A 19,538-nucleotide genomic window follows, 5' to 3' on the forward strand; every position below is an offset into this window, starting at 1 on the left:
TACCAAAAAGCTGGTTGAGGAAAATCCGAAGATTTTCCTCAACCAGCTTTCATTTTGGAGACTTATGTCACAGCCCCTTTTTCTGGCTTAATTGACTTGTTTTTGGTAAACGTGGGCGAAGTCTTTAACAAATTCAGCTAGTTTCGTGAGTCCCAGTACGGGGTGGTGGGCACGATAATCAGCATAGAAGTCGCTGTCACGTTCATAGGCGGTCATCTTGACGTACTGGTGGGCGAAGCTAGCAGACATGCCGCTAGCAAGTAAGGCTTGTTCCATAGCGTCGTCGCTGATCTGTACCAGCTTAATCTCGAAACCCAGAGCATGGCTTAGCAGGGCGGTAACTTCGGTATAATTTTTTTCATCACTAGCCACGTATTGAGAGGTGACCCCGGTTGCTGCAGACGTTAACGCTGCGGCGGCAACGGGGACGATGTCGACTGGCGCGACCCATGAAGTGGGCTTGGTGAGACTGTTATTGGTATAAATGGTGTGATTTTGTTTAATGGTGGTCAAGTTGCTGAAGAGGTTGTAGAACATGGCAGTTGGCCGCAAGAAGGTCAGGTTTACGTCGGGTAGTTCATGAGTGAGGACATCCTCGATGATATTGTAAATATGGAGTGCGCCAACCTCCGGCCCCATATTGGCGCCGACACTACTGAGGTTAACGACTCGTTTGACACCAGCAGTCTTCACGGCATGGGCGTAGACCTCAGCTTGTTGGCGGCCGGCTGCAAAAATGTCCGCGTCATTATTAGCGGCGGTGATCATGAGGTAAACGGCATCAGCTCCGGCGAAAGCTTGGCATAAGAAAGACTGGTCGGCGATGCTACCAATGGCAGGCGTGGCGCCTAATGCACGAATGTCGGCCGCCCGTTTGTCGCTGTGACTGATAATCGTAACGTCATGTCCAGCAGCGATTAAGGTTTGCGCTAAGGGTTTACTGATATGACCGAGGGAACCAGTTAAAGTGATTTTCATAAATGAGGATCTTCTTTCATAAAGTATAGGTCTATCTTTTAACGTGCCATCATTATAAGAGATAGACTTATCTTTTGTCAACTGGTAAACTAAAGAAAACTGAAAAGGGAAATGATAAGTCGTGAAATTAAAAGACGAAGAAAAACATGATCGCTTGTTAAATGCCGCTGTATCAGTTCTGGCAAAGGGGGGAGTGGCCAACTTCTCCACGACGAAGGTGGCCAAGTTAGCGGGGATTCCCCAATCGAACCTCTATATTTACTTTCAGAATAAAGAGGCGTTGCTGGAGGCCACTTATCGGATGACCGTCCATCAGCAGAGTGTGGCTGTTGTGGCCGTCCTACAGGACCGAGATTCGTTAACCACGCAGCTAATGAGCAGTGTACAGGCACTATATCAATTTGCCCTAGCCCAGCCGGAGACGGTGACAGCTCTTCAAGTGTTGCTGGATGATATTGAATTGAAGCACAAATGGGGCCTGAAACGAGATGACTTGGCAAATCAACGGATTCAGCAACTGATCCAAACGGGCGTCGACCAGCATGTCTTGCGGGAGACTAATCAGAACTTTATTCGCTATTTTCTTGCGCGTCCCGTCTTTCACTATGTAGAAGGAATTCGTGCAGGCCTTTATCCGGATACTCCGGAAGCATTGACAGATTTAACGGCCATGATTATGGGGGCTGTTTTACAGCCAGATGTTTATCAGACTTGGTGCCAGGAAAAAATTTAATCGAAACGACAAAAAGGATTTGATGGTCATTGCCATCAAATCCTTTTAAGTTCAGTGTCACCGGTTAAAGTGTGCGATTTAAATTGTAAATTGACTAACTTAACGCCAGCAGCCCATTACGCTGCTCCAGTGGCCCATCATGGCGCTACTCCAGCCGCCCATACCGATGAATCCCCCCATGCCGACCAGTGCGATTCCAATCACCAAGAATATCCCCAATAAAACAGCGGTGTCGTGGTCGTGGTTCGTGCGCGGAATTAATTTTGCCACTAGAAAAATAATGAGTGCAATCCCGGTAATGAGAATTAAGCCACCGGTTAGTAAATTGGCAGTCATCATAATATCTCCCCCTTTATGCCCCCATTATACAGAGTTTTCCGGAGAAAGGGGGAAATGGTTCCCGGGATTTCCGGGGCTATGGTAAAATGGGACGTAATTACAGGTGGCCGTTAGTCGCTAATTATTCGGTGACTAGCCCAACCTGAAAGGTTTCGCCCCCTAACGACGGCCACCGCTGGTTAGCTGAAACTGGTTAGTTAAGTTTTTACTACGGTGGCGGGTGTCGTTGGAGGTACTGGAAACGATGAATAGGACAAAAAATAAGCGCAAGGGGTGACAACAATGATTGATCGAATTGAAGCAAGTGCGGATGCGCTGTGGTTAACGCCCGATGAAGAGGGGCGCCTGCGCTTGGGGTTTGCCGACGATGGTCGCGAGATGGTCGGCGACGTCACACGGATTTCCTGGCTGGTGACGGCTGGGCGCATCAAGTTGGGCACGCCATTTATGGTGGTTCACGGTGAGCGGGAAGACCTGACGTTGCGGTCGCCCTTTGCTGGTCGAATTCAGGCCATTAACCAGGCGCTTGAAGAACATCCGGAACGCTTAAATGAACACAACGATGCCCTCGACTGGATGATTGAGCTAGTCGATGAGTAGAAAGGGAGGGCCAACATGGAGTTGAGCTGGCAGGTGACGACGCCCGTCACCAGTTTGAAACGTTTTTTAAATAATCAGGGGGTCAGCCACCGGGTCTTCAGCGACCTGAAGCAGGCGGGAACCATCCGCGTCAACGGCCAGGTGGTCACACCAGCTGTTGATTTAAATGTGGGGGACACCGTCACGGTCGGCTTACCCGCCGAAGTTGCGGACGATGCCGTGGCGACGAGTGAGACGCCCATCACGGTGCTATTTGAAAACCGTGACTGGTTGGTGGTGGACAAGCCCGCTGGCCTCAACGTGGTGCCGGGACCCGCTAACCGCACGGATACGCTGGTCAACCGCATCAAGGGTTACTGGCTGGCCGAGGACGCGGAGAACCAGGTACCTCACATTTTGACGCGGCTGGACCGTTTTACGAGTGGGGTGGTCTGGGTTGCCCGGCACCGCTTGGCCAATAGCCTCGCGAGTCAGCTACAGGCGGCCCATCAGGTGGATAAACGCTATCTGGCGGTGGTCAGTGGTCAATTGCCTGACGACCACGGCATCATTGATGCGCCGTTAGCCAGCGACCCGGCCGGCTACAACCAGATGGTCTCCCCGGACGGCAAGCCCGCGAAGACGGAGTACTGGGTCGAGAAGCGGTTTCCAAACGCCACGTTGGTTCGTGTGAAATTACATACGGGGCGGACGCACCAGATTCGCGCCCATTTTGCCTCGTTAGACCATCCCTTAGTCGGGGATGAGCTGTATGGCGGTCCGCAATTAGCGGGGATGACGCGCCAGGCGCTGCACGCCCACACGTTGGCATTTACGGACCCCTTTACCGGGGAAGATCGGGCCTTTACCAGTGCGCCACCCGCTGACTGGCAAGCCCTGATTCAACAATTATCTGAGGAGTGACGAAACAATGACAGAGGCGGACGAATTAACCTGCTTAGTCGATGGGGCCCCCATTTCGCTGGAGACGAGCCTACAGCTGGCGGAGCTGGACGTGGGGCTGCGGAACCGCATCAAGCGCGACTATCCCCAAAGCAAGCCGACCGATTACATTTGCGGGCATCATTTATTAAAATACCGGTTAGACCACGTGGATGCGATGATCAACGCCGATTTAAAGCAGACAAAAAAGATTAATCACAAATTGACCAAGGCCCTGCAGAGCGACGACTACGACATCATCGACGTGAACGACAGCCTGAAGGAAAGTCTCACATTTGGCCAGAAGGTGTCCGATGACGTTGCCCGGTTCGGGGGCTCATGGGGCTTTATCCTCGTTTTCATGTTCGTCCTAATTGGCTGGATGATCGTTAATGGCCTGCACGTCTTTGGGGCGAACTTTGACAACTACCCCTTCATTCTGTTAAATTTAGTCTTGAGCTGTGTCGCAGCGATTCAGGCACCCATCATCATGATGAGCCAGAACCGCTCCGCAGACCGGGACCGGATGATGGCCGAAAACGACTATCACGTGAACCTCAAGTCCGAGCACGAACTGCGGTTACTTCACGCTAAGGTCGATCACTTGGCGCAGAACCAGGTCCCACACACCATGGAGATCGAACGGTTTCAGTTAGAAATTTTAGGTGAAATTCGTCAAGAACTAGCCGAATTGCGGGAGGCCAAGGCCACCCCTGATGCGGCAGAACGAAGGGAGTCTCACCATGAGCAAGTGGATCACCGCTAGTCTCTTATTTATTGTTGGCTTAATCTTCGGCCAACGAGTCGCCGGGCACGTTGCCCATTAAGTAAAATCTTTTTTGATAGGCCTGACGGTCAGCGTTCGCGCTAACCGCCGGGCCTATTTCTGTGGGGTTGAACGCTGGTTTTGTGCTGTAAGCACCAAATAACTGACCGTCTATGATTGAAGATAAATCATGGTAAATGATTAGCAATTATTTGTTCATTACCATCCCTAAGCCATTCAGAAAAATAGTTTTTAATCGGGTAAGGTGCTACAGTTATCGCCGGAAATTATTGAAGAGTGAGGTGAGAGGTTATGGTAAATACGCTAATAATATATGCGCATCCTTATAACTATCTCGTCTGTGTGATTAATTTGAATATGCCGGTTGATAAGGATTTTGTAAATAGATTCACTGAACAGGATGAAATTTACGCGGATCAGGTCCGAGCGCTGTGTCAATAATTGAGAAGAAAGTGAAGAGATGAAAAATGTAAGACTTTATGTAGGCGTACTGAGAAAGTATAAGAGCTTGTTTATCTATATAACAATGTTTTATCTCTCTATGGGAATTTCAAAGTATACGCAAATTCTATACTTTCAACAAAACGGCAAGTTAATAAACTTTTCGCTGGCATATTCGGCGATGGCCATTGCTGGCTCATTTTCTTTCTTGATAACCAATAGATTAGAAGGAATGAGTTTGAGAAAGGTTGCGAAAATTCTTGGATTAATTTACGCAACAGGTATGATTCTGAGAGTCTTCTTTCAAAGTAGCTGGATAGCTATTATCTCGGGCAGCATCTCAGGTTTTGGAGCGGCTATTCTAATCTTAGTAGTGAGAAAGTGGATTTATGCGGAGTCGGATAAAAATCCGGAGGACAAGCAGATCCTAATTTCTTCTCGATACACAATAATGCAGATTACGTCATTACTAGCAACGCTAGTCACGGGGCTGATCCTATTCATTTTTTCATCAAGTAACGTCGTGTACATTGTAATCTTAGCGGCAACAGCTATGGCAATAATTTTGTTGCCGGCTAATTCCGTTCCTGCAGATGGTGAAATCAAAATTGAAAAGAAATCAAAGGTCTTTGCATTGCCAGTAAATCGTGTTCGGGGTCTGTCGTATTTGGTTGCTGTCATCTTTATGGGAATAACAACTTCTATCGTTGATCCGATTGCTCCTGCACTACTGCGAGCCACTGGGTATAACGTTGGTGCGGTAAGTGTCATCATTACCTCCTTGGGGGTGGTGACCATGCTGTCCGCGTTCCTGTTTCAGCTACCGATTTTTAACAAGCAGCCAGCACGTTATTTTTGGCTTGTTGAGCTGTTTTCAGGGAGTATCATTATCTTCTGTGGGTTAATGACCCGAAATCAATACATTTGGATTATGATTGCTTTTATCGTAATGTCTGTCGAAGGTACAGGATTTTTTATACTGAAAGAACTAGTGGAATATGATATGTTTCCCAAGGAAGAAACCGTCGTTTATTTAGGATTAGCACAATCAGGATTTTTGATTGGGGATGCAATCGGTGCGCCAGTAGGGACATTTCTTTTCCAGTTTGTAAGTGGACGAATTTTGCTTATATTGTATGGAGTAATGGCGATGATTTGTGGCTTTTCGTATATGGAGCTTTCTAAAGTATTTGAACGAGATAAACTACGTGCTTGAAGCCAGAGAGACACTCACAGGGATTCAGTCCGACTTGCGAAGAGCTTTCTCTGAAAGAGGCATCACAATGTTTTTATTCATGGCTTTGAGAACAGCTCTCACTCACAAATTACATGAGTAAGAGCTGTTTTACTGAGTATTATTAGAGCTGGGATTATGTTCATTCAATCGTGACCAGCATGGGATGAAATTATGCTATTTCGAATCACCTCAACACAGCAGGTGTCCTCCTGGAAGCCGCAGGCGGCAATTTACAGCAAACCCAGTCAGCAGTTCAGCCCCATAGCAAATTCGTTGACAAAGGCGCGGGGCTCCGGTAGGCTAGTGAGAGAACTAGAAATGGAGGATTTTTTGTGATAATTCGTGAAGCTCGACCAGTGGATGCGCCTCAAATAGCACCGCTGATGAACTTGATCTACGACGAAATGGCTTTGACCGACCTGGAAGACGTTCCAGGCCCCGATTTACTGAAGGTCATCACGGCGGCGTACCGTACGCGGACTTACTTGTCCGGTGCGGCAACCACGGTGGTGGCCGAGGCCAATGGCCAAGTAGTTGGGGTAGCATTTGGCTATCCGGGCGAAAAAGAAGACGTTGTAGATGACGTGATGACTCGCCTGGCAGCTAATAGTGCCGCTTTCGACGAACCATTTGATTTAGACTCAGAGACCGAAGCGGGTGAATGGTACTTGGATTCACTCGCTGTCTCACCGGACCATCAGGGCAAGGGAATCGGCCGCCAGTTGTTGCGGGCCTTACCCGTTTACGCCCAACGAGACCGGCAATCGGTGATCGGCTTAAACGTCGATTTCGAAAACCCTGGCGCGATGCGGTTGTATGAACGCATGGGCTACGAGGTGACCGGGACACAGATGATTGGGGACCATGAGTATTACCACATGCAACTAGAGATTGGCGAACGCGTCCGTCTCGCAAACTAAGTGATTTTTAGTAAGGCCACCCGGCACTAGTTGGGTGGCCTTTTTAGTCGTGAAAAATGGCAATGTGTGGCGCATTTCGTTCCCGACGGTGAGCTCAAGGCGCCCTGCTATGGGGTCGGTTCCAGCCTGAGAGGCGGGCTTCCACCTCAACTTTGAGCCCAAGAGCGGTCTCAAAGGTTGTCCCGCGGGCTAGGTCGGGCAAGAACCCCGGCCAAGGCCGCCGACACAGCTGGGCGCCTTGGCTCACCTCTGGTCACTCCGGCAACGTCCGCATTTTCTCAGACTGGTAGCTGACAGAAGACGGTCACAGGTATTCCTGAATAAATGGTTGACTAGTGTTCTTAGGCTGTCAAAAGATTATTCAAAACTTTTTGTTGCAAATACAGCATAATTGATTTACACTAATTTCATCGATTCGATAGTTATTAGTTCACTTAGGCAGGTTGCCATGAGTGAGATTGGGACTAGGTAATCAATGTCAGTGACCAGAGGTGGGCCAAACTGACCAGCTGTGTCGGTGGTCTTAGCTGAGGGGGTTACTCAGCTTAGAGCACGGGACGTGCTTGGAAACTCGCGGGTCTTGCGAGGTTTCAAGCCGAGCTGGCAGACCGCTTCTCAGGCTGGCAGCGTTCCCCACAGCAGGGCGGTTTGAGCCCACCGCCGGGAACGGCAATTGATTTGGCGAGGAGGGGAAGAATTGACTGAAATTTTACGACCGCTGGGCAACATTTCGCGGGCCTTGGATTCCATTGCGAATCATGAATTTCAACGGGTGCAGCTCACTAAAGGCCAGTATCTCTACCTGGCCCGGGTGGCCGAGCATCCCGGCATTATTTTAGAGCGACTGGCCGAGCTGTTGCGGGTCGACCGCACAACGGCGGCCAGGGCCGTGCAGAAGCTGACGACTGCGGGTGTCTTGGAAAAGCGACCGGACGATACGAACCGCAAGATCAAGCGACTGTTCGTCACGGCGCAGGGTGAGCAGGTGTACCCGCTAGTCAAACGCGAAAATGACTACTCGAACAACCGCGCCCTCCAGGGATTCACCCCGGCCGAGGCGGCACAGTTAGCGAGCTACTTGGAACGCGTGGACGCGAACGTCGTGCAGGATTGGGTCGCCGTTAAACAAGGACAAACCAGAACTTATTAAAAGGAGCAAAAACAATGACAGGAAAAATTAAATTATGCACCCCAGATGACGTAAAGGCTTTACAGGCGGTTAGTCGGGCAACATTTGCCGACACGTTTGGCGCGGTGAACACACCGGCAGATTTGGCCAAGTATTTGGACGACAGTTACAACGAAGCCCAACTCCTACAGGAAATGCAACAACCGACGAGTCAATTTTCCTTCATCCTAGTTGATGATCAGGTGGCGGGGTACGTGAAATTAAACTGGGGTCCTACGCAGTCCGAAGAGCAGGGCGATGGCAACCTGGAAATTGAACGGATCTACATCCTGCCTGAATTCAAACGTCAGGGACTGGGGAAGCAGCTGTACCAGTACGCCGTGGAAAAAGCGCAGGCGTTGCAGTTAGCTGCCATTTGGTTGGGCGTTTGGGAAAATAATACGTCGGCCCAAAAGTTTTACGAGGCGATGGGCTTCAAGGAAATTGGCGACCACGTCTTCCAGCTAGGAACCTCAAAACAACGTGATTTAATTTTACAAAAGACGCTGGTATAATGAGGCTTACGTAAATAAAAAATGACGCATTGAGGAGACTGACATGAAAGATAATATTCAAATGGGCGACGCTGATTTCGCCAAGATGATGCTGGTTCTGAAGGAGCCCGTGACGCAAGCCAACCACAAGGAATTCAAGTTCCTCGATGGTACCGAGACCGGTGAGATGCAAGAGATTGCCCCCGGTATCTGGGCGATGCCTGCCTACATGCAGGAAGATGATGACTTTACGATGTTCTTCCTGACGACGCAGATTGAATCGGGCGAGACCGTCATGGCCTTTGCGACCGGTGAAACGGCTGACGGCGATTTCCGATTGAGCCAACCCCTGGTGACGGGTGCCGGGCTGAACGTCTTGAACGAACAGCAACCCAACCGGGCCAAACGTGTCTTAAAATTTTTAAATGATATTTCTAAAGCGGATGAGGGTAACTGGCGGATGGTCGATTAGTCTTGGCGTGACAAGTTGGAGGTGGTCGCATGGAACAGACGACCAAGGCATTTAACCTGCCCCTCCTCCTCGCACCCTTTGTCTCGCGACTAGGTAGCACGCTGTACTTATTCGGTTTAAATTGGTTCGTGGTGCAGGCCACGGGCAACGCGGCTCTACTGGGGATTATTCAGGCCATCGGTGGGGTCGTTTTATTTTTCGGCGATTTACTCTGTGGGGTGGTCGTGGATAACTTTAATCGTAAACGCATCGTGGTCAGCGCGGAGTTGCTCAGCGTGATTGGTTGTTTGGCCTGTGCCTGGTGGCTGGATCCCCAGCACATCACGGCGGGACCGTTGATTACCTTGACCGTGATTTTGGACGTGGGGCTGGCGTTTAGTTTGCCAGCGGCCAAGGCCATGATTCCGGAACTGATTACCTTGGCGGGGCGGCAACGGTTCAACGCCGTCAGCAACACCCTGATTGATCTGGCCGACATCTGTGCGCCACTGATTGGTGGGGCGCTGCTGGCCATGCACTGGCTCGACCTGCGGGGATTCTTGGTGCTCAACGGCTCGTCCTTTCTCCTGTCGTTTCTCTTTTACCTCAGCATTCACTACCACCAGCCGGTCAAGGATGATTCCCGGTTGGGCGTGAAAGAAAGCCTGCTGACGGGCTGGCGCTACGTGTGGCAGCGGCCCGGCTTGGTGGAAACCATCGTGTTAGGCGGACTGATCAACGTGCTCTATGCGGCGGTACGGTTAGTCTTGCCGTACAACGTCAATCACCTGTACGGAGGCGATTCGGCACGGTACAGTTACCTACTAATGATTTTGGCGGTCGGCGGCATCCTGGGTGGACTGCGGTTGACCCTGGACCACCGGCCACCCAAGCGGCAGCAAAACTATGCCGACCTGATATTGGCCGCCGTGGCCCTGTTGGTTGCTGGGGTGTGGGCCAATTACTGGGTCCTGCTGGCGGTCAGCGGCGTCTTCGGTTTTTGCTATTCATGCTTTGAAATTCGGGCAATCACCATCACCCAAGATTTAACGGCACCGGAGTTCTTGGGCCGGATGTTTGGCATTCTTTTCCTGGCCATCGATGCCTTTCAGCCCGTGGGGAGCTTTGTCTTCGGTTTCGTCACGGACTGGCTGGCAAATGGCACGCTAATTGTCATTGGCCTGCTGCTCTTAATGGGTTTGGGGCTTATCAATCGGTGGTATCAACGCTTAATTGGCTAAAAACGATAGTTAAGACAATGCGTTGACCTGGCTTGACGGACTCTCTATACTAGGTACTAATCTATTCCTTTAACGTTGTCCCGTGAGGCAGTGAAGGGTGCACGTTCTGGCAGTTGCCGGGCTAAGTCTAGGCTAAAAGGGTGGGCACATCGTTTCCTTACGGAGGCGATGTGCCTTTTTTTCTATCTCATAACTTGGAGGTCTTTGTGCATGAAAGAACCAACGCGTTACCGCAATCCGGATGCCTTGATTGATATTTGGGAGCGGCCCAGTTGGGGTCAGTGGTTTGGTCTCTCGCTTCAGCATTTATTTTCCATGTTTGGGTCCACGGTGCTGGTCCCGATTCTCGTCGGGTTAAATCCCGGCATTGCGCTGTTTAGTTCCGGTGTCGGCACCCTGATGTACATCTTGATCACGCGGGGGAAAATTCCTGCGTACATGGGGTCCAGTTTTTCCTTCATCGTGCCCATGGTGGCGCTGATGAAGACGACCGGGTATCCTGGGATTGCCCAGGGGACGCTGGCGGTCGGGGCCGTTTACCTGATTGTGGCCCTGGTGGTCGCGATGATTGGGTCGGACTGGATCAACAAGGCCCTGCCGCCAATCGTGGTCGGGCCGATGGTCATGGTGATTGGGCTGTCACTAGCAAGTAGCGCCGCCCAGAAGGCCACAGTCGACAGCGCCGGTGTGTATCACTGGCAGTATTTTGCGGTGGCGATGGCCACGCTACTGCTGACGATTGGTTTTAATCTCTACTTACGCGGCTTCCTGTCGCTGGTGCCAATCCTGCTGGGCATCATCGCGGGCTATCTGATTGCCACGGCGGTCGGCCTGGTCAATTTCAAACCGGTCATGCAGGCGGCCTGGTTCCAGCTGCCCAGCTTTGAGGTCCCGCTACTGAGCTATCCACTGCACTTCTACTGGGGAGCCGTGATCAGTTTGGCACCGATTGCGTTCGTGACCATGACCGAGCACATCGGGCACATTACCGTGCTAAATGAACTGACGCACCGCAACTTCTTCGAAGACCCCGGCCTGCAGCACACGTTAGCGGGGGATGGCCTCGCCTCGATTATTGCCAGCTTTGTTGGGGGCCCACCCGTGACCTCTTACGGGGAAAACGTGGGTGTCCTGGCCATCACGCGGGTTCACAGTGTCTACGTCCTGATTGGGGCCGCGGTCTTCGCCGTCATCTTTAGCTTTGTCGGCAAGCTGAGCGCGCTGATTGAAAGTATCCCGAACCCCGTGATTGGTGGGATTAGCTTCCTACTATTCGGGGTGATTGCCTCCAGCGGGATGCGGATTCTGATTGAGAAGCACGTCGATTTCAATCGCAAACGCAACCTGATGATTGCCTCGGCCATTCTGGTCATTGGAATCGGCAACGCCTACCTGAAGATTGGGCAGTATGAGTTTTCGGGGCTGGCAGTGGCGGCGGTGCTGGGTATCGTCTTAAACCTGGTCCTCCCAGACAACGATTAGTAACCATACAGTCATGACATTTCCGCTCCCGACGGCGGGTTCAAGGTGCCCTGCTGTGGGGCCCACCTCCAGCCAAAGCAGGCGGTCTTCCGGTTCGTCTTGAAACCTCGTTGAGAATCACGAGTTTCCAAGGACGGCCCATGCCCTAGGCTAGGAAAGGACCCTAGCCAATGCCATCGACACAGCTGGGCACCTTGACCCGCCTCTGGTCGCTCAGACATCATGCTTGAGTTACTAATCGTTGTGGAATTTAGCTATAGTTGTCTGGTCTTCGTTCCAAATAGTGTGGGTACAGTTGCGCTTGTGCTTCAGAAATTCTGCCAATGATGATAAAGTGTAAACAAAGAGCGACCACAATTCTCCATGTACGGAGGGCTGTGGTCGCTTTGTTTGGTTGTTAGATTAAGCATGTACTGCGCTCAGTTGAAATGGTGTAGCAGATTGTCAGTGACCAGAGGTGGGTCAAGGTTGACAGCTGTGTCGATGGTCTTACCTGAGTGGTTCTCTCAGGTTAGAGCATGGGACGCCCTTGAAGACTGTGGTTTTCAGGCTTCAAGGCGAGGCGGAAGACCGCCCCTCAGGCTGGAGCCGTTCCCCACAGCAGGCAACCTTGAACCCACCGTCGGGAACGGTCTACAACAATCTATTACAGCCATTTCACCCAATAGAGAAGTAGCGGAGGACGGCCATGGCCATGATGCCCACGACGACCACCATCAGGAGACTCTTGGTCAGCACGCCGGCTAGCGTGGCGGGGATGGCTGCCAGGCAGTTAGCGATGTTGAGCGTGGCTAAATGTCCCGCGTGGGCGACGAATAGACTCTCACAGCACAGCGCCGTCATGATGGTGATGGGCACGAAGGAGAGAAAGCTGATCAGCCACGCTGGCATGTTCAGTGATTTGACAAAGGCAAACGGGAGCACCCGTGACAGGACGGTGATGGCCCCGCAACCCAGGATGACCCAGAGCTCAGTTAGACTTATCGACATTTTTTCAACTCCATTCCAAATAGACAGCCGGCGACGGTCGCCACTAGCAGGGCAAAGTTTTGACTCATCACGCCAATCAGGAAGTAATAGGCCAGCGCGACGAAGGCCATGACGCTCAATTGCAGGGTCATTCCCAGATGTTTGTCACTAATCAGTTGTAAGTAGACCAGGCCGATGAACATCGCCGTCAGGGCGAAATCAAAGCCAAAACGGGTGGGGTCCGCAATCAGGCCGCCGAGGATGGCGCCGACGACGGTCGATAGGCCCCAGACTAAGTAGGCGATCACGTTGGCCGCGGACTGCCAAGCAAAGCTGAGTTTGCCGTTGGTCTTATTTTGCTTGTTCATGGCCAGGGCAAAGGTTTCGTCGGTCACCAGCGTCCCAATCAAGAGGTTACGCGTGAGGGACTCGTGTTTGAAATACTGCGCCAAACTGGTACTCATCAGAATCATCCGCGAGTTTACCAGGAAGGTCGAAATAAAAATAGCAGATAGCGGATCATGCAGCAGGAGCATGCTGGTGATAATGAATTGCGCGGAACCGGCGTAGACGACAAACGATAGCCCGGCGACCACTAACAAACTCAGGTGACTGGTGTGGGCGACGATGCCAAAAGCTAGGCCTACCCCGATATAGCCAAAGACGGTGGGGAGGACGTCACGAACCCCGGTCCGAAAGGTGAGTGAAGGACTCATAAGAGACTTCCTTTCTGTTCTCTAATTAGTTTTTAATTTCAAGTTTAGCGCTAACTTATGGCTGCGTAAACCCGTAATTTATTCGTAAGATTGTCATGTAAATTTTTTGAACTGAAAAGGTTGCATTTCGGTAAAGGTGGTTGTATGATACTCTCATTGATGTTGAATGAAAGTGAGGGTATGGGCGATGAAGATGAACTTAACTGAATTGGCAGCATCAGCACACGTTGACGCAAGCCGCATTGAGGATTACGTGAAGAATGGACTTTTAGGGAAGGAACATTCCGTCACGGAATTCGATGATTCAGATTTGTACTGGATCGACATGATTCAATGTTTTCAGGATAACGGGACGTCTTTAGACGACTTATCCGGGTTATTACCACGTTGCCGTAAGGGCCAAACGCAGTTAACTCAGGTGAATTAGCAAGTCATTAAGGTAATGAATCGGTAAAATGTACCACTAAGCAGCTCCGCGGGTCCAGCCCGTGAGCTGCTTTTCTTTTTGCCTTGGTGTTTGAACTGCACTCCCGGCGGTGGTCCTTTGCTCCCCACGCTGTGGGGGACGACTGCGGCCTGAGAAGCGGTCCTCCGTCTCGCCTGGAAACCTCGAAAGACCCGAGTTTCCCAGGTCGCCCCATGGCCTAACCCGGGTGAGAAACCCCGGCTAAGGCCATCGACACAGCGAAGTCCGCAAAACCACCTCTGGTCGCTCACACAGGCAAAGGAAAACAGCTCGTTCTTTTCATCTTTAACTAGTGTATTTGGACTCAGACTGTGAGGGACGATTTTCTTGAAGCCTCTCTGTATTCCGCGAGTTTTCAAGGTTGTCTTATGGGCTACGGAGGACACCTTGAGCTGTCTCTGACCGCTCACCTAAGCTAAATTAAGCAGCTTAGGTGTTTCTAGTTAAGGATGATTACCTCAACATATGACAACCTTCATGGGGATGACGGCGTTCTGCAGCCAATCCACCGCAAAAGTTGCCAATCCACACCACAGGAGCCGTGAGGGCGGGCAAAATAAACTCAGCCGTGGGAATTATCTTAGTGGTGGGCTTTGCCACTTAGATAATTGGTGTCTTTGAAACTCGGTTCTCAGAGGTTCAAAGCAAGTCTGAAGACCGCACTTTGGCTTCAGGCGTCCGCCCACAGCGTCACGGTTTATTTTGCCCGCCCGGTAAGGCGCTGGCGAGAGACCATGTTGCCAACTATCATCAATTACCGGATGCAAAAAGCACGTTCGGACCAACCTCACGGGATTGGACTGAACGTGCTTTTAATCATGCTTATTTCTTGATCTGAGCAATCAACTGCTTCATCGCTTGTGCTTGGAAAGCAGCGGCAGCCTGTTGCGTGACCTTCTTTTGTTGCGCAGCGGACATGGTTGGGTTCTTGGTCATGGCGGCCATCACAGCCTTCTTGACGTAAACCGTGGCAGCGGCCTTTTGCTTAGCTTGGAAGCTCTTGGACTTCGCCATCTTTTGCAATTGCTTAGCCTGGGTGGCACTCAACACGGTCCAGTTCTTGTTGATGTAGATCGTGTTGGCTTCCTTCACGTAGGTGTGCCCGTTACCGGACAGGCCAAACCAGAAGCTGGCAGCGCCACTCTTGAATTCCCAGTACGTCTTTTTCGTGACGATTCGGTTGGTGCCGGTCGTGCGCTTGACCACGTTTTTAGTCGTGACCTTAGCAGCCGTGTGACTGGTCTTCTTGGCGTTGGCACTGGTCTTGTAAACGTAGACCTGGTGCTTGTTGGCCGTGCCAATGGGTTGGTACAGCATCATTGGCAGTTGCTTCGAGGGGGAAGCGGTGTAGATCTGTTGCGTTGAGGTCTTGGTGACCTGGTGCATCCCGTAGTGGTCATGGTCATTTTTCACCATGAAGAAGATGCTAGTCAGCAGGCCGATGACGGCAACGGCGGTCAGGATATTGCTGAGTGGCCGGTTCTGCACGTAAACGTAGAAGACAAAGGACAGGACGGCGCAAATAATCATTGAAAAGATAATCATTAGGCGGCACCTCCTTCGGTAGCTTCCGCATTTTCTTGTTGCGCATTCTTATCGGCTAAATGGACGGAGCGGTTGCTGCCCTTCATGAAGAAGGCAACGACTAAGGCGACCACACAGAAGCCAACGGCAATCCAGAAGGCGGCGTGGTAACCGGACAAGGTCGCGTTGATAGCACCATTAGCGTAGCTCAACGGGTTGGTCGTCAAGACGTGCTTGGCGGGCATTTGCCCCTTAGTCACGTTGGTCAAGACACTGATCAGAATGGCGGTCCCAACAGAACTAGCGACTTGCCGTTGTGTGTTGTTGACGGCGGTCCCATGAGAAATCATGTTCAGTGGTAAGGCGTTCATCCCAGCAGTGGTCGTTGGCATCATGACCATGGCAATCCCAAACATCCGCAGGGCGTACAGCAAGACGATGTACAGCGTTGACGTATCCTTGGTGATCCAGACGAATGGTAAGGTCCCAATCGTCAAGAGGAACATCCCCATCGTGGCCAAGCGTTTAGCCCCGAAACGGTCAAATGCACGCCCAGTAATGGGACTCATAATCCCCATCATGAGGGCCCCAGCTAACAGGGTCAACCCAGAATGGAAGGCCGACATCCCTTTAACCATTTGCAGATAAAGGGGAATGACCATTTCGACTCCGACCATGGCCATGTTGACCACGGAACTCAGAATTGCAGAGATGGTGAATTCTTTTGATTTGTAAACCCGGAAGTTCAAGAACGGATCCTTCATGGTCAATTGACGCCAGATGAAGAGGCCTACGAAGATGAACCCGATGGCTAACGTGGAGAGGACAATGGCACTGCCCCAACCGTCGTCACCAACGGAGGAGAACCCGTATAGCATGCTCCCGAAACCAATCGTGGATAAGATAACAGATAAGATATCTAATGGTTCCTTGTGGGTTTCCAGAACGCTGTGCATAATCCAGAAACTAGCGATAACAACCACGGCAACGATTGGAATGATCATCCCGAAGAGGTCACGCCAAGTCCAGTTGTCAATGACCCACCCGGATAAGGTTGGCCCAATGGCGGGTGCCAGGCCAATAACGATTCCGGCAAGCCCCATGGCAGTCCCACGTTTGTTAGCGGGGAAGATGGTCAGCATCAAGGTTTGCAGTAATGGCATGGAAACCCCGACCCCAACGGCTTGGATGAGCCGGCCAATCAGCAACATTGGGAAGCTGACGGCGGACCAGCAGAGAATGGTACCGACTAAGAAGGTCGATATGGCCCCAATGTACAGCCATTTTGAACTGATCGTCGTGAGTAACCACGCACTAATTGGGATCATGATCCCGTTAACCAGTAAGAAACCGGTCGTTAACCATTGTACGGTGGAGGTCGAAACATCAAAGGCCTTCATCAGAGTTGGGTAGGCGGTACTTAAGATAGTTTGATTCAGTACCGTACAGAAAGTTCCAATCAACAGTAGGACGACTAATAGCGTCCGGTTGTAGGACTTTCCGTTGGTATCAATTGCATTTCCCAATTATAATTCCCTCTTTTTCTTAAAATTAATTCTGCAATAACTATACGCAGATTTGCTATCTTTGTCAACTAGCTTGACATCCTTTTTAAAATATCTATACTAGTTGGAGAAAAGGATACATCAATCTGAGAAGAACTCTTAAATTTTACAACCGTTTTCATTTAACCTATAATTGAATTTCTCTTAAAGCCATGACGAAGGGTGGACGTTACGTACATGAACGAAGATGTCTCAAATTTATTAAAAAAAATGCCAATTGAAAAACTAATTTTAGGAATTGGCGATGTGGCCGCAGCAACTGGGGTGTCGCAGAGCCAGGTGCGCTACTGGGAGAGTAAGGGCTACATTCACAGCGAGAGCTCCAGCGATGGGAAGAACCGTAAGTTTTCCTATAAGACGGTGCTGAAGGTCCAACAGATTAAAACGTACTTGGACGATGGCTATACTTTAGCGGGGGCCGTTAAGCAAGCCCAACGGCGGGGCGCTTACTTTGACATGCTGCGTTCCTTCTTTGAGGGACGTTTCGTGACAATGGACATCGACGCGGAACATACTGAAATTAAGTTGGGGAGCTTTGATCCGGAGCCTGGCAAAGACCTAGTTGCTGAACGAATTGACGGTAAATGGCAATTTAAGCTGATTGCTAGCACGAAATAGGGCGATTTCATTGTTTATCGCCGGTAAGAATGGTAATCTGAAGACACGGGAGAGCATTTGGTGGTTGGCAGAAAAAACTTTCGATACCAATCGATCTTCTGGCTGGATTGGTGGTCAATCATGTTGTTGACGTGTTGTGAAACCAGGCGAATAACCATTAGTAATAGCGCGTTTATCTTGCGCATGGACTACGTTGGCACTATGTCAGCGTAAGCAATCGTGAAACTAAAACGACGTGTTTTATGAAAAATAACATTTTTTATTTTTCACTCGCCTGCCGTTGCTCCCGCTAGGTTCATCCGAGTTTAGAAAGTTCTCGGATGGGCTTTTTTTTTCGGCCTAAAATTGATGTTGGAGTCCGCCTTACCGGGCAGCGTAAATGGGCCGGAACGCTGTGGGCGGGCGACTGAAGCCTGGGAAGCGGTCTTCAGCCTTACTTTGAGCCGCCAAGGTCGCGTCTCAAAGATACCAGTTATCTAACCGGCAGAGCCGGTAAGGTAACTCCCACGGCTGAGCCCATTTACGCCGCCCTCACGGCTAACATAGATTTAGACCGAAACAAGTCCACCGGTCCTGCGGTGTGTTGTTGGTCTAGATCAGGATTACCGGGCCGGGGGATGTCTTCTATGGATAATGGACTGGGCGCCAACAACAATTATATAAAGGCTAAAGTTACCAGGTAGGTATAAGCGTTAAGGGCCTGAAACGTTTATGAAAACATGAAATAACCTTAAGAAAATGAACGAAAAATGAGAAACCAAATCGGCCATAAAACGCGTGGTTGTCAGCTTTCATGACTTTCTAGTGAAAATGTTTGGAAAAAGCGGATTTATTTTGTTGTATTCTTTGGCGAACGTGTTAAGATTACAAAATCGCTTTAAAACAAAACTAGAAGGATGGTGTTAACACATGCTGTTACGACAAGCTACTATGGCTGACTTACCACAAATTGAATCGATTATCCGGGACGGACGAGAATTACTCGCTGCCCAAGCAATTGACCAATGGCAGGGGGCTTACCCCACCACGTCAATCTTAGTTGATGACATTCACCAAGGCTGGACCGTTGTTTTGGAAGAAAACAACGAAATTTTAGGGACCGCTGCATTGATTCCCGGGGAGGATCCGACCTATAAACAGATCGATGGTCAGTGGCTGACCAAGCAAGCCCCATACTTGGCTATTCACCGCGTAGCAGTATCTAGCCACCATCACGGTCGTGGACTGGCTGGGCAATTATTCCAACGGTTATTTGACCAAATCGACCACGCTGCTTCTATCGAAAGTATCCGGATCGATACGCATCCCCAAAACATGGCGATGCAACACATCATCAAGAAGAGCGGTTTCAGTGAAACTGGGACGATTGATTTAGCCGCAGCGGGGATGCCCGGTACGACCGACTTTGCCTACGAACGGTTAACGGCCAACGCTAAGCCAGCACATCTGGCAACGACTGAAACGGTTAAGTAGGACAACGACTGACCTGACGGGTCTGGGTGCCATTTACTGACGCCAAAATAAACTTAAATCTACTATAATAAAGGGTTGGTTTCGCTTTCAGCGGAATCGACCCTTTTTCGTAGGTCTTGCCGATTGCTGAGATGGATTATAGTTATGCGAAGAGTAGGGGGTATCGGAAGAGCAGGTTGGCGAACGGGTCTAAACCAGTCTCAGCCGCAGGGGTCCGGAAAAATGGGCTAAGCCGTGGGAGTCGTCTAACCGGCTAGGCCGGTTAGACGACTGGTACCTTTGAGACGCGCCCTTGGCGGCTCAAAGTAAGGCTGAAGACCGCCTCCCAGGCTTCAACCGTCCGCCCACAGCGTCACGGCCCATTTTTTCGGACCCCGGAGGCGAAATCAAGACACAAGACCCAAGAACCAACAAA

Annotated in this window: 20 protein-coding genes; 14 read left to right on the plus strand and 6 right to left on the minus strand. The window is 50.6% G+C overall.

The window, feature by feature from the left end:
- Positions 1-87: 87 nt before the first annotated feature.
- Positions 88-978, minus strand: coding sequence for an NAD(P)H-binding protein (locus JUF22_RS10760; RefSeq protein ID WP_203646193.1), 891 nt, complete (start codon positions 976-978; stop codon positions 88-90).
- A 121-nt stretch (positions 979-1,099) separates the two neighbouring features.
- Here JUF22_RS10760 and JUF22_RS10765 point away from each other — a divergent pair, with 121 nt between their 5' ends.
- On the plus strand, positions 1,100-1,711 hold the full coding sequence (locus JUF22_RS10765) for a TetR/AcrR family transcriptional regulator (RefSeq protein ID WP_203646194.1): 612 nt from the start codon (positions 1,100-1,102) through the stop codon (positions 1,709-1,711).
- 99 nt (positions 1,712-1,810) lie between these two features.
- Here the strand turns inward: JUF22_RS10765 and JUF22_RS10770 are convergent, their stop codons facing one another.
- Positions 1,811-2,050: a Sec-independent protein translocase family protein gene (locus JUF22_RS10770; RefSeq protein WP_203646195.1), complete on the minus strand. Its 240-nt coding sequence runs from the start codon at positions 2,048-2,050 to the stop codon at positions 1,811-1,813.
- Positions 2,051-2,332: 282 nt separating this feature from the next.
- Here JUF22_RS10770 and JUF22_RS10775 point away from each other — a divergent pair, with 282 nt between their 5' ends.
- From JUF22_RS10775 to JUF22_RS10820, 10 genes are all read left to right on the plus strand, one after another.
- Positions 2,333-2,650, plus strand: coding sequence for a biotin/lipoyl attachment domain-containing protein (locus JUF22_RS10775; protein WP_203646196.1), 318 nt, complete (start codon positions 2,333-2,335; stop codon positions 2,648-2,650).
- 15 nt (positions 2,651-2,665) lie between these two features.
- Entirely contained in the window at positions 2,666-3,553 is an 888-nt protein-coding gene (locus tag JUF22_RS10780) for an RluA family pseudouridine synthase (protein WP_203646197.1), read from the plus strand.
- A 7-nt stretch (positions 3,554-3,560) separates the two neighbouring features.
- Positions 3,561-4,337, plus strand: a complete 777-nt coding sequence (locus tag JUF22_RS10785; protein WP_203646198.1) for a DUF1003 domain-containing protein — start codon at positions 3,561-3,563, stop codon at positions 4,335-4,337.
- Between the two features lie 481 nt (positions 4,338-4,818).
- Positions 4,819-6,015 (plus strand): MFS transporter, encoded by a 1,197-nt coding sequence (locus JUF22_RS10790; RefSeq protein ID WP_203646199.1) that lies wholly within the window; start codon positions 4,819-4,821, stop codon positions 6,013-6,015.
- Between the two features lie 353 nt (positions 6,016-6,368).
- Positions 6,369-6,956, plus strand: a complete 588-nt coding sequence (locus JUF22_RS10795; protein ID WP_125765187.1) for a GNAT family N-acetyltransferase — start codon at positions 6,369-6,371, stop codon at positions 6,954-6,956.
- Between the two features lie 697 nt (positions 6,957-7,653).
- Positions 7,654-8,106, plus strand: coding sequence for a MarR family winged helix-turn-helix transcriptional regulator (locus JUF22_RS10800; protein WP_203646200.1), 453 nt, complete (start codon positions 7,654-7,656; stop codon positions 8,104-8,106).
- Between the two features lie 14 nt (positions 8,107-8,120).
- Complete coding sequence (locus JUF22_RS10805) at positions 8,121-8,639, plus strand: GNAT family N-acetyltransferase (protein WP_203646201.1); 519 nt, start codon at positions 8,121-8,123, stop codon at positions 8,637-8,639.
- Positions 8,640-8,682: 43 nt separating this feature from the next.
- Entirely contained in the window at positions 8,683-9,090 is a 408-nt protein-coding gene (locus tag JUF22_RS10810) for a hypothetical protein (protein WP_125765184.1), read from the plus strand.
- Between the two features lie 29 nt (positions 9,091-9,119).
- Positions 9,120-10,310, plus strand: a complete 1,191-nt coding sequence (locus JUF22_RS10815) for an MFS transporter (RefSeq protein ID WP_203646202.1) — start codon at positions 9,120-9,122, stop codon at positions 10,308-10,310.
- Between the two features lie 210 nt (positions 10,311-10,520).
- A complete protein-coding gene (locus JUF22_RS10820) occupies positions 10,521-11,792 on the plus strand; it encodes a uracil-xanthine permease family protein (protein ID WP_203646203.1) in 1,272 nt (423 codons plus the stop codon).
- 657 nt (positions 11,793-12,449) lie between these two features.
- Here JUF22_RS10820 and JUF22_RS10825 read toward each other — a convergent pair.
- On the minus strand, positions 12,450-12,782 hold the full coding sequence (locus tag JUF22_RS10825) for an AzlD domain-containing protein (protein WP_203646204.1): 333 nt from the start codon (positions 12,780-12,782) through the stop codon (positions 12,450-12,452).
- A complete protein-coding gene (locus JUF22_RS10830; protein WP_203646205.1) occupies positions 12,773-13,477 on the minus strand; it encodes an AzlC family ABC transporter permease in 705 nt (234 codons plus the stop codon). The genes JUF22_RS10825 and JUF22_RS10830 overlap by 10 nt, the downstream gene beginning before the upstream one ends.
- 166 nt (positions 13,478-13,643) lie before the next feature.
- Here JUF22_RS10830 and JUF22_RS10835 point away from each other — a divergent pair, with 166 nt between their 5' ends.
- Positions 13,644-13,904: a MerR family transcriptional regulator gene (locus tag JUF22_RS10835; protein WP_236000771.1), complete on the plus strand. Its 261-nt coding sequence runs from the start codon at positions 13,644-13,646 to the stop codon at positions 13,902-13,904.
- Between the two features lie 861 nt (positions 13,905-14,765).
- On the opposite strand, the gene JUF22_RS10840 is transcribed toward JUF22_RS10835, so the two are convergent.
- Positions 14,766-15,488: a DUF4811 domain-containing protein gene (locus tag JUF22_RS10840; protein WP_203646206.1), complete on the minus strand. Its 723-nt coding sequence runs from the start codon at positions 15,486-15,488 to the stop codon at positions 14,766-14,768.
- The gene (locus JUF22_RS10845; RefSeq protein WP_203646207.1) at positions 15,488-16,993 is read right to left on the minus strand and encodes an MDR family MFS transporter; all 1,506 of its coding nucleotides are present in this window, start codon (positions 16,991-16,993) and stop codon (positions 15,488-15,490) included. The genes JUF22_RS10840 and JUF22_RS10845 overlap by 1 nt, the downstream gene beginning before the upstream one ends.
- Before the next feature lie 249 nt (positions 16,994-17,242).
- Here JUF22_RS10845 and JUF22_RS10850 point away from each other — a divergent pair, with 249 nt between their 5' ends.
- A complete protein-coding gene (locus JUF22_RS10850) occupies positions 17,243-17,650 on the plus strand; it encodes a MerR family transcriptional regulator (protein ID WP_236000772.1) in 408 nt (135 codons plus the stop codon).
- 909 nt (positions 17,651-18,559) lie between these two features.
- Positions 18,560-19,123, plus strand: coding sequence for a GNAT family N-acetyltransferase (locus JUF22_RS10855; RefSeq protein ID WP_203646209.1), 564 nt, complete (start codon positions 18,560-18,562; stop codon positions 19,121-19,123).
- Positions 19,124-19,538: the final 415 nt, after the last annotated feature.

Origin of the sequence: Levilactobacillus lanxiensis (assembly GCF_016861655.1) — a bacterium.
Taxonomy (GTDB): domain Bacteria; phylum Bacillota; class Bacilli; order Lactobacillales; family Lactobacillaceae; genus Levilactobacillus; species Levilactobacillus lanxiensis.